Here is a 12,279-nt window from a genome sequence, read left to right on the forward strand (position 1 = left end):
TTGTACCATCACTCGCATTCACCGTAGCTGATTCTGCTTTGTACAAAATCATGCTGGCTGAGGCCACACCCGCTGTAAAGGTCATACTGGTTCCGGTACCAAAGTTCGTACCCGCTACCGTTGGTGTAGTCGCTGGACTTGGTGAAGCATTCGCTCCTGAGAAAGTAATTGTTTTAGCGCCTGTATACGTAGTAGCTGTATTGCCATTCGCATCTTGTGCCGTCACCGTAACTGTTTGAGAGCCTCCTGCAGTCTGTGTGCCTGTTCCTGTTACCACTAATTTCGTAGCGGCTCCTGCATTGATTGTTACACTTCCACTGGTAACGGGAGTTCCTATAGATGGAGTAAAGGTAAATGTGCCCACTCCAGAGGTTCCAGTAAAAATCAAGCCTAAACTTGTTAAGTCAGCAACACCACTCGGGAAATCCATAGCGGAGTTTAACTTATTAGTACCCGATAATCCTGAAATACTTCCTGTTAAACTTGTGGTTACAGTAATATTATTGCCTGAGGCATTAAATCCTATAACCGTATTTCCGAAAGCATCTTGAGCTGTTAAGGTATTCGTTCCTGTAAAGGCTGTGCCATTAATCTGCGGACTCGCTAAGCTTACCGCTAGTTTATTGAAAGCGGCTGCACTAACAGCTACTGTCAATCGATCTGCTCCTGTTGCTGAAATCGAACCATCTGTCACTGCTACTAATGCTGTCTCAGCATGGTACAATTTCATGTTCGTTGTTACGCTTCCCGATGCAAAGGTCAACGCTGTCGTTGATCCAAAAGCTATATCCGTTGCTGAACTATTCGTTACCTTAGCTGTGGTTACTGGGGCAGTTGAACTGCTTGCTCCTGAGAATGTTAAATTCTTGGAGCCCGTATATGTTGTCACGGTATTACCACTCGCATCTTTAGCTGTAATCGTTATCGAATTACTTGTTCCAGCCCCTTGGATAGCTGCACCTGTTACTACTAATCGCGTCACTGCTCCTGGATTAACCGTCACACTGGAACTAGTGATCGCCGTTCCTGTAGCTGGGGTAAACGTAAAAGTTCCTACTCCCGAGGTTCCGGTATAAATCATTCCATCACTAGTTAAATTAGCTACTCCACTTGTAAAGTCTCCAGCTTGATTCAATACATTGGTTCCTCCAGATCCTAAACCAGTCACCGTTCCTCCCAATGAATTAGTTACTGTTACATTGTTTGTCGAAGCATTAAATCCCGTAACGGTATTTCCATAAGCATCTTGTGCCGTTAAGGTATTCGTTCCCGTAAAGGCCGTTCCATTAATCTGAGGGCTAGCTAAGCTTACTGCTAATTTCGAGAATGGAGCTGGATTTACCGTTACGTTCAAGGTTCCGCCGGTATTCGAATTAATCGTGCCATCTGTTACATTAACGGTCGCAGCTTCAGCCTTGTACAATGACATAGGAACATTGATTGCAAATCCTGTAGTAAATGTTATGACTGTACCAGTACCAAAATCAACTTGAGCTGAATTTTTATCGGTTATTTTTGGGGAAGTTGGCGGTAACAAAGAAGCATTTGCCCCTGAAAAAGTTAAGGTTTTATCACCTGTGTAAGTGGTTGCAATATTACCATTGGCATCGAAAGCAAATATATTAATGGTTTGAGCGTTACCTGCTGTTTGAGTAGCTGTTCCTGTGATACTAAATTTGGTTGCCGCACCGGCATCTACGCTTACTGATGAACTAGTTACTGCCGTTCCTGTAACTGGTGTAAAAGTAAAAGTCCCAGAACCTGAGGTTCCTGAATAGGTAATTCCTAAACTAGTTAAATTAGCTACCCCACCGACAAAATCAAGCCCTCCGCTTAATTTGTTGCCTCCTGATAAACCACTGATACTTCCTGTCAAACTCGTTGTTACTGTAACATTATTTGTAGAAGCATCGAATCCAGTAGCGGTATTACCATAAGCATCTTGCGCGGTTAAGGTATTCGTTCCTGTAAAGGCTGTGCCATTAATCTGTGGACTAGCTAAGCTTACCGCCAATTTCGTCATCGTCGATGAACCAACTGTCACATTCAAAGTTCCGCCGGTATTCGAGTTAATTGTACCATCACTCGCATTTACCGTAGCTGATTCTGCTTTGTACAAAATCATGCTGGCTGAGGCCACACCCGCTGTAAAGGTCATACTGGTTCCGGTACCAAAGTTCGTACCCGCTACCGTTGGTGTAGTCGCTGGACTTGGTGAAGCATTCGCTCCTGAGAAAGTAATTGTTTTAGCGCCTGTATACGTAGTAGCTGTATTGCCATTCGCATCTTGTGCCGTCACCGTAACTGTTTGAGAGCCTCCTGCAGTCTGTGTGCCTGTTCCTGTTACCACTAATTTCGTAGCCGCTCCTGCATTGATTGTTACACTTGAACTAGTCACCGCTGTTCCTGTAGCTGGAGTGAATGTAAAGGTTCCTGCTCCTGAGGTTCCGGTATAGGTGATTCCATCGGTGGTTAAATTTGCCACTCCACTTGTAAAGTCTCCAGCTTGATTCAATACATTGGTTCCTCCAGATCCTAAACCTGTCACTGTTCCTCCTAAGGAATTTGTAACCGTTACATTGTTTGTCGAAGCATTGAATCCTGTAGCAGTATTACCAAAAGCATCTTGTGCAGTTAATGTATTCGTTCCTGTAAAGGCTGTGCCATTAATCTGCGGACTCGCTAAGCTTACCGCCAATTTTGTCATCGTCGATGGACTCACAGTCACTGTCAAACGATCTGCTCCTGCTGCTGAAATCGAACCATCGGTCACTGCTACTAATGCTGTTTCAGCATGGTACAATTTCATGTTCGTTGTAACACTTCCCGAGGCAAAGGTCAATGCTGTCGTTGATCCAAAAGCTATATCGGCTGCGGAACTATTCGTTACCTTAGCTGTGGTTACTGGGGCAGTTGAACTGCTTGCTCCTGAGAATGTTAAATTCTTGGAGCCCGTATATGTTGTTACTAAATTACCACTTGCATCTCTTGCCGAAATTGTAATCGAATTAGTTGCTCCAGCTGTTTGGCTTGCTGTTCCTGTTACCACTAATCTCGTTGCTGCTCCTGGATTAACCGTCACACTAGAACTAGTAATCGCTGTTCCTGTGGCTGGAGTGAATGTAAAGGTTCCTGCTCCTGAGGTTCCGGTATAGGTGATTCCATCGGTGGTTAAATTTGCCACTCCACTAGTAAAGTCTCCAGCTTGATTCAATACATTGGTTCCTCCAGATCCTAAACCTGTCACCGTTCCTCCTAAGGAATTAGTCACCGTTACATTGTTTGTCGAAGCATTGAATCCAGTAGCTGTATTACCATAAGCGTCTTGCGCCGTTAAGGTATTCGTTCCTGTAAAGGCTGTGCCATTAATCTGTGGACTCGCTAAGCTTACCGCTAATTTCGTCATCGTCGATGGACTCACAGTCACTGTCAAACGATCTGCTCCTGCTGCTGAAATCGAACCATCGGTCACTGCTACTAATGCTGTTTCAGCATGGTACAATTTCATGTTCGTTGTAACACTTCCCGAGGCAAAGGTCAATGCTGTCGTTGATCCAAAAGCTATATCGGCTGCGGAACTATTCGTTACCTTAGCTGTGGTTACTGGGGCAGTTGAACTGCTTGCTCCTGAGAATGTTAAATTCTTGGAGCCCGTATATGTTGTTACTAAATTACCACTTGCATCTCTTGCCGAAATTGTAATCGAATTAGTTGCTCCAGCTGTTTGGCTTGCTGTTCCTGTTACCACTAATCTCGTTGCTGCTCCTGGATTAACCGTCACACTAGAACTAGTCACCGCAGTTCCTGTGGCTGGAGTGAATGTAAAGGTTCCTGCTCCCGAGGTTCCCGTATAGGTGATTCCATCGGTGGTTAAATTTGCTACTCCACTTGTAAAGTCTCCAGCTTGATTCAATACATTGGTTCCTCCAGATCCTAAACCTGTCACCGTTCCTCCTAAGGAATTTGTAACCGTTACATTATTTGTCGAAGCATTGAATCCTGTAGCTGTATTACCATAAGCATCTTGTGCGGTTAAGGTATTCGTTCCTGTAAAGGCTGTGCCATTAATCTGTGGACTAGCTAAGCTTACCGCCAATTTCGTCATCGTCGATGGACTCACAGTCACTGTCAAACGATCTGCTCCTGCTGCTGAAATCGAACCATCGGTCACTGCTACTAATGCTGTTTCAGCATGGTACAATTTCATGTTCGTTGTAACACTTCCCGAGGCAAAGGTCAATGCTGTCGTTGATCCAAAAGCTATATCGGCTGCGGAACTATTCGTTACCTTAGCTGTGGTTACTGGGGCAGTTGAACTGCTTGCTCCTGAGAATGTTAAATTCTTGGAGCCCGTATATGTTGTTACTAAATTACCACTTGCATCTCTTGCCGAAATTGTAATCGAATTAGTTGCTCCAGCTGTTTGGCTTGCTGTTCCTGTTACTACTAATCTAGTTGCTGCTCCTGGACTTACCGTCACACTAGAACTAGTCACCGCTGTTCCAGTAGCTGGAGTGAATGTAAAGGTTCCTGCTCCTGAGGTTCCAGTATAAATCATTCCATCACTGGTTAAATTTGCTACTCCACTTGTAAAGTCTCCAGCTTGATTCAATACATTGGTTCCTCCAGATCCTAAACCTGTCACCGTTCCTCCTAAGGAATTAGTCACCGTTACATTGTTTGTCGAAGCATTGAATCCTGTAGCAGTATTACCAAAAGCATCTTGTGCAGTTAATGTATTCGTTCCTGTAAAGGTTGTACCATTAATCTGTGGACTCGCTAAGCTTACCGCCAATTTCGTCATTGTCGATGGACTCACTGTCACTGTCAAACGATCTGCTCCTGCTGCTGAAATCGAACCATCGGTCACTGCTACTAATGCTGTTTCAGCACGGTACAATTTCATGTTCGTTGTAACACTTCCAGAGGCAAAAGTCAATGCTGTCGTTGATCCAAAAGCTATATCCGTTGCTGAACTATTCGTTACCTTAGCTGTGGTTACTGGGGCAGTTGAGCTGTTTGCTCCTGAGAATGTTAAATTCTTGGAGCCCGTATATGTTGTTACGGTATTACCACTCGCATCTTTAGCTGTAATCGTTATCGAATTAGTTGCTCCAGCTGTTTGGCTTGCTGTTCCTGTTACCACTAATCTCGTTGCTGCTCCTGGATTAACCGTCACACTAGAACTAGTCACCGCAGTTCCTGTGGCTGGAGTGAATGTAAAGGTTCCTGCTCCTGAGGTTCCAGTATAAATCATTCCATCGGTGGTTAAATTTGCCACTCCACTAGTAAAGTCTCCAGCTTGATTTAAAACATTGGTTCCTCCAGATCCTAAACCTGTCACCGTTCCTCCTAAGGAATTAGTTACCGTTACATTATTTGTCGAAGCATTGAATCCTGTAGCTGTATTACCATAAGCATCTTGTGCGGTTAAGGTATTCGTTCCTGTAAAGGCTGTGCCATTAATCTGTGGACTAGCTAAGCTTACCGCCAATTTCGTCATTGTCGAGGAACTAACTGTCACATTCAAGGTTCCGCCTGTGTTTGAGTTAATGGCTCCATCACTCGCATTTATCGTAGCTGATTCTGCTTTATACACAGTCAAAACAACATTAATGGCTGCACCCGTGGTGAAAGTTATGACTGTACCTGTACCAAAATTTATTAATGCCGAGTTCTTATCTGTAATGGTTGGATTGGTCACAGGATTCGGGGAGGCAGTGGCCCCTGAAAAAGTTAGAGTTTTATCTCCTGTGTAGGTTGTGGCCACATTTCCACTAGCATCAAGGGCGAAAATATTGATAAATTGACTATTTCCTGCTGTTTGAGTACCTGTACCAGTGATACTAAATTTAGTTGCGGCACCGGCATTGACCGTGATACTTGAACTAGTTGCAGCTGTACCACTTGTTGGAGTAAAGGTAAAGGTTCCTGATCCTGATGTTCCTGTATATTTTAATCCTAAACTGGTTAAGTTAGCCACCCCGCTGACAAAATCACCCGCCTGATTCAATATATGATTAAGTCCTGATCCTAAGCCACTTACTGTACCTGTCAAGCTCGTTGTTACCGTAACATTGTTGGTGGCAGCACTAAAGGTTGATACCGTATTTCCATAAGCATCTTGAGCAGTCAAGATATTCGTCCCGGTAAAGGCGGTGCCGTTGGTTTGTGGACTAGCCAAACTTACTGCCAATTTATTAAAGGCAGCTGCACTAACGGTAACACTTAAATTATCACCTCCAGTAGAACTAATAGATCCATCTGTGACTGAAATCGTAGCAGATTCAGCTCTAAATAAGGACATAGGAACAGAAGATGCAACTCCATTCGTAAAAGTTATGAGGGTGCTTGAACCAAAATTAATTGCCACCGCATTTTTATTGGTTACAGTTGGATTAGTTGCCGGATTGATGGATGCATTGGCACCTGAAAAAGTTAAGGTTTTGTCTCCTGTATAGGATGTGGCAATGTTACCACTGGCATCATAAGCGGTCAAAGTTATATTTTGACTATTTCCTGCAGTTTGAGTGCCTGTTCCAGTAATGACTAGTTTAGTCGCTGCCCCAGGATTTACGACAATGGAACTACTAGTTATGGCTGTACCAGTTGCTGGAGTGAAAGTAAAGGTCCCTGTACCGCTGGTTCCCGTATAAGTCATTCCATCGCTTGTTAAATTAGCGACACCACTCGTGAAATCTCCCGCCTGATTCAAAACATTGTTAGCACCTGAACCTAAACCACTTACCGTTCCTCCCAGAGAATTAGTTACTGTAACATTATTGGTTGAAGCATCAAAACTTGTTACCGTATTACCATATACATCTTGTGCTGTTAAGGTATTGGTTCCCGTAAATACTGAGCCATTGGTTTGTGGAGTAGCTAAACTTACGGCTAACTTACTGTAGCTAGCTGGGCTTACCACGACAGATAGTCGATCGGCGCCGGCAGCCGATATAGTACCATCCGTAACTGCAATTAAGGCCGTCTCAGCATCGTATAATTTCATAACAGTGGTGGCTACACCAGCAGAAAATGATTCTGCAGTGGTTGAACCAAAGTCAATGTCAGCTGCGGAACTATTTTGTGCCGTGGGAGCGGTTACCGGGTTGGGTGAACTAGCTGCACCTGAAAATGTTAAATTTTTTGCCCCCGTATAGGCAGTGGCCGTATTTCCATAAGTATCCTGAGCAGTAATCGTAATGGTTTGGCTTCCACCAGCCGTTTGAGTACCTGTGCCTGTAATTACAAATTTAGAAGCCGTACCTGGAGTAACAGTTAATGTGGCAGTTTCAACAACATACCAACCCACTGAATTTTTTAATTCACAATTAAAGACTTTAGAACCAACTTGAGTATCTGTAACAGTAACTACAGCTGTACCAGAACCTGCAGTGGTACCTGGATTAGTTCCTGTTATAATAGCCGTACCACTGGTGGAGCTAAAAGTTGCAGTAATATTATTGGTATTGGCATTTGCCGTAGTTTTTGAATTGGCAGTTAAAGTAGTGGTAGTACCTGCTACAACAGATCCTGCCGTTAGTGTTAGAGTAGAACCCACACCAATGGCAGCAGAAAAAGTATGCACAATGGTACCTTCACTACCCGCATTACTAGCGTATGAGGTACTCGCATTGATTGTTGTGGTTGAATTTGGTAATTTCAATACATAACCAGCGGTAGTAGAACCTGTATTCAAAAATGCCAAAACCGAACCCGTTGGTGAACTTGTGATGGTTCTATTAACTGTTCCAGTTTGGCTACTAGCGCCAAAAAAGAACGTACATGCAATAGATCCAGTTCCACCTGTTGTGGCATTCCAGGCACTCGAAATCACAGCTGTTTCCAAACGAATCGGGGTAGATGCAATAGCAGAAGCAGCCGTAGTGAAGTTATTTCCAGATACCGTAGCAACCCAAGCTTGGGCTAAATATACCCCGGCATCTTCTACATGAATCGTTTTACCATCCACTTTGATCTTATTATGGTCATTACGAACCAAAATACTCTGGTAATAATCATCATTTACATCCAGCTTTAACAACGTAGTAGCAAATAAATCACCCTCATCACCTGGCGAATCTTCCAAACCATTCAAATAATCATCCATGGCATGGCCATATTCTTGCAAAAGCAAAGAAATCATTTGAGAGTCTGTTGCTTCTGGATATACAAAATTCCCCTGGCCTTCTGAATACTCTTTGTTCATGTAAATCCTAGGACGACCATCTGGACCGACAGAACTATAACTTGCCATGGCTCCGTGCATATTTTCCCATTTCACAAACTGAATAGGCACAAATAAGCCATTACCTAAAACAACATTTCGTAAAGAAACCGCCCTTTCGTCAAAAGAGGCATCCATTTGCTTACGCTTACCCGGGAAAAACTTAAATAATTGATCGCGGTAATCCGCCTTGGAAAAAAAAGATCTTAAATGAAAATCAACCCCGTTTTTAGCCTTTAATACCCGTTTTTTAGCAAAAGTCAGATCTAAACTATCTTCCGACTGCGCCACAAAAACATCTTGAGAATAGGGTATTACTGCGGCTTGAGCAAAAGAAGGAGCTAAAGGAGAATAACTTCTTTGAGCATAGGAATCAAAACTTAAGGTAAATAAATATAGGCCAAAAATTGCCATAGAGGCAGATCTGCCTATTATTGATTTTCGTGTAGAACAAAATGAAAGAATACAAGTGATTCTTTGTAGCATAAATTAATGAATAGAACAAAAACACATTAGATTAAGACTTTCCTATATTCTTAAGTCTAATGAAATTCAGTATAGGCTTGTTAAATAAAACTCTAAATATAAAGTATAAATCAATTCTTTAAAGGTACTAAAATTATGCACATGAAATAAATAAAACCCGAGGCAACTTGTTCTCAATTTTAAATTCCATTCTTCATATCCTTTAAATACTCCGATGGCGTTTTACCCGTATTGTATTTAAAAGCTTTCACAAAATTAGATCTAGATAAAAAGCCAGAAGAATGCGCTAAGGCCTCTAAGGTGTTCTGCTGGGCTTTTCCTGATTGAATTAAGGTAATAATATGCTTAACCCGTAACTCATTTTTCCAATCATTAAAACTTACTCCTAAATGATTATTGAAATAATATGACAATTGATAATAAGGTATTTTAGTATCCTCAGCGATCATAGACAAAGAAAAGCGGCTCCTTAAATATGGCTCATCTGCACAGTATTTAGCTATTTGATGGCCAATTTCTTCCAAACGGAAATAAGGAACTTCATAAGCCGTAGAAACAGCTGCACGTTTCACTGGAGGCGCAAAAGTTGATAGTACTAAATCCCCTTGATTACGGGAAGTACTGTGTTTCTTTTTCTTGTATTGAGGACTAAACAATACATAAGGAATAAATAGGATGGATAAATTCTGCAAGGAATAAACCCAATACTTTACATCATAACAAACCTTCAATACCGTAGGACTCAACAAACTTTGATTTGAATTTTTAAGCTCTATATTGTTCAAAAAGACCAAAAAAGCAGCTGTATTGAGCAGAATGTACAAAAAGATGATAAGCGCAATCCAAAGAATACTGACTTTATGTGTCACAAAATAGTTTTTAATTCGACAACGTTTAATCAAATAAAAACCTGTGTAAATAAAGTATCCTATTGTGAATACAGGACGAGACATGGACTGAACAAAAGTAGGTATTATCAAATACGGAGCATCATACAAAGCTTCTGAATTCTCTACAATTTTGTGAGCCAAAAGTAGCTTTTCATCAAAAGAAGAGAATAAATGAGGTAAAATGTTGATGAAAAATAAAACAGCAGGAATAACATGTAACCAGTCTTTTTGCACCAATCTTTCTCTTCCTATTATGACCTTGACAAAAAGGAAGAAAACAGGCCCCATTAGGAAATACAAGGGACTAAAATTGATGGCAAACAAGGAAATCATGAACTCAGAACGAGGCGTGCTGGTAACGTCATGGACAATACCAAAAACACTTGTCAAGAAGTAAAAAATAGCTAGAAGGATTTTGGCATAAGCTCTACCTTCGCGGTATATGTAGAGCAGTAACGCAACAACCAGTCCTAGAAAAGAAAGATTTAGTATCATGAATAATTATAGAACACGGAATGATGTAAAAATTTAGAACACGGGAGCAAACATCAATTAAGAAGATGCATCACAAAAATAGATTAAAAAATTTAAAATCAAGAACTTTAATTCTATTTTTTGTTCTTAATTTCAAATTAGATACTATTTATTTGAACAAAACAATTATTAAATATAATTATTTCAATCAAATTTAAAATTAATAAAAATCTTGATTGAAATTAATTTAAACTTATGTTTACAAGATTTGGCTAAATTGAACAAAAAAATTAGCCCAAATGAAGGCAAAAAAAACACTCGATCTCTGCTAAAAATCAGGATTAAAACAAATCAAATCTCAATCTTGATTCTATTTTTTTATAAAGATTACGACCAATTTCAAGGCGACGAGAATTGCCTATTTGAAAAACACTGAAGCATTGGTCGCAAATACTTAATTCTCAGGCTTTACAGAATTCAACATTTTAATCAAAAAAACCCGCCTTAATTTAACATTTAAATAATTAAACATTTTTTTAATTAAATATTTACATTAATAAAAAATAATACAATTAGTTTATCGTCATTTCTTTTATTTCACCTCGAATAATTAATTCTGCCGCCGTAGCAGCTTTAATTTTTTCAATACTTATACCTGGCGCACGCTCTACCAACAAAAAACCTCCTTCAGGTAGAATATCAATCACAGCAAGGTCGGTAACTACTCGGCGGACACATGATTTACCTGTTAAGGGCAAATCACATGTTTTCAACAATTTAGATTTACCATCTTTATTCTGATGAAGCATGGCAACAATAATATTAGGCGCAGAGGCCACCAAATCCATAGCACCGCCCATACCTTTAACTTGCTTACCCGGAATTTTCCAATTAGCTAAATCGCCATTTTCCGAAACTTCCATCCCTCCTAGTATCGTAACATCAATATGAGCCCCCCGAATCATGGCAAAACTATCTACCGAGCTAAATAAGGAAGCCCCTGGTATCATGGATATCGTTTGCTTACCTGCATTGATTACTTCGGGATCAACTAAATCCTCCGGAGGAAAGGGCCCAATACCCAATAAACCATTCTCAGATTGTAAAATAACCCGCATGCCTGCAGGAATATGATTAGCCACCATGGTCGGAATTCCAATCCCCAAATTCACATAGTCGCCATCCTTAATTTCCAAAGCTAAACGCTTAGCAATAATTTCCTTTTGAGCATCATAAACCGCAATTTGTGCCAGGTCTTTGTCGGTGGTCCGATGCTCAATCCTTTTCTGATAATCCTTTCCTTGAAAAATCCGATTCACATAAATACCAGGCAAATGAACTTCATCTGGATCAAGAGCTCCCAAAGGAAGCAATTCCTCTACTTCGGCTATGGTAATTTTACCAGCTTGAGCCATCATAGGATTAAAATTTCGGGCAGTACCATGGAAAACCAAATTCCCTTCCAAATCGCCTTTCCAAGCTTTTACTAAAGCAAAATCAGCGGAAAGTGCTTCTTCTAAAAGGTATTCTTTCCCTTGAAACACTCGAATCTCTTTACCCTCAGCCACCTCCGTACCTACTCCAGCAGGAGTAAAAAATGCAGGAATACCAGCTCCAGCTGCTCGTATACGCTCAGCTAATGTCCCCTGTGGAACTAATTTGACTTCCAATTCCCCCGATAAAAGTTGCTCTTCAAACAGCTCATTTTCCCCAATAAAAGAGGAAATCATGCATTTAATTTGTTTGTTTTTCAATAATATCCCTAAACCAAAATCGTCTACCCCAGCCTCATTGGATATACAAGTCAAATCTTTCACCCCTTTCCTACTCAATTCCGCTATCGAATTTTCAGGTATTCCAGCTAGACCGAATCCACCCAACATAATCCTTGCCCCAGACGAAACATCAAATAATGCCGTTTGGGCATCTTTAAACACTTTAGTATTCATATTGTCTATTTTCAAGCTACAATACTAAAGAAATTAGCTTATGATAAAAATGAAAAACAACCGATAGGGACCCCTTCAAGGAAGACATTGATCAGGTTTTTAGGGCTTTTTTTTCTTCACGCTGCAACGCTGTCAAGGTTTGAAACCTTGACAGCGTTAAACGGTTCCTGCGTGAAACGATTCTCCATTCACATATATTGTCCAACAAATTGATATTAAAATCGGTGTAATTTGGTCGCTAGCCTCATTTTGA

General features: G+C 40.9%; 3 protein-coding genes. All 3 read right to left on the minus strand.

Features of this window, described 5'->3' with window-relative positions:
- Positions 1 to 8,641: beta strand repeat-containing protein (locus SKC36_RS06575; protein ID WP_459465279.1), on the minus strand; the 8,641-nt coding region annotated here is incomplete at its 3' end.
- Between the two features lie 251 nt (positions 8,642 to 8,892).
- Entirely contained in the window at positions 8,893 to 10,098 is a 1,206-nt protein-coding gene (locus SKC36_RS06580) for a helix-turn-helix domain-containing protein (RefSeq protein ID WP_459465281.1), read from the minus strand.
- Positions 10,099 to 10,649: 551 nt separating this feature from the next.
- On the minus strand, positions 10,650 to 12,026 hold the full coding sequence (locus tag SKC36_RS06585; RefSeq protein WP_459465283.1) for a 3-oxoacid CoA-transferase: 1,377 nt from the start codon (positions 12,024 to 12,026) through the stop codon (positions 10,650 to 10,652).
- Positions 12,027 to 12,279: the final 253 nt, after the last annotated feature.

The sequence above is a fragment of the Aquirufa sp. OSTEICH-129A genome, assembly GCF_054558355.1.

Excerpts from the sequence above, each read along its gene's own strand:
- SKC36_RS06580 (WP_459465281.1), bottom strand. The coding sequence starts at position 10,098 with ATGATACTAAATCTTTCTTTTCTAGGACTGGTTGTTGCGTTACTGCTC.
- SKC36_RS06585 (WP_459465283.1), bottom strand. The coding sequence starts at position 12,026 with ATGAATACTAAAGTGTTTAAAGATGCCCAAACGGCATTATTTGATGTT.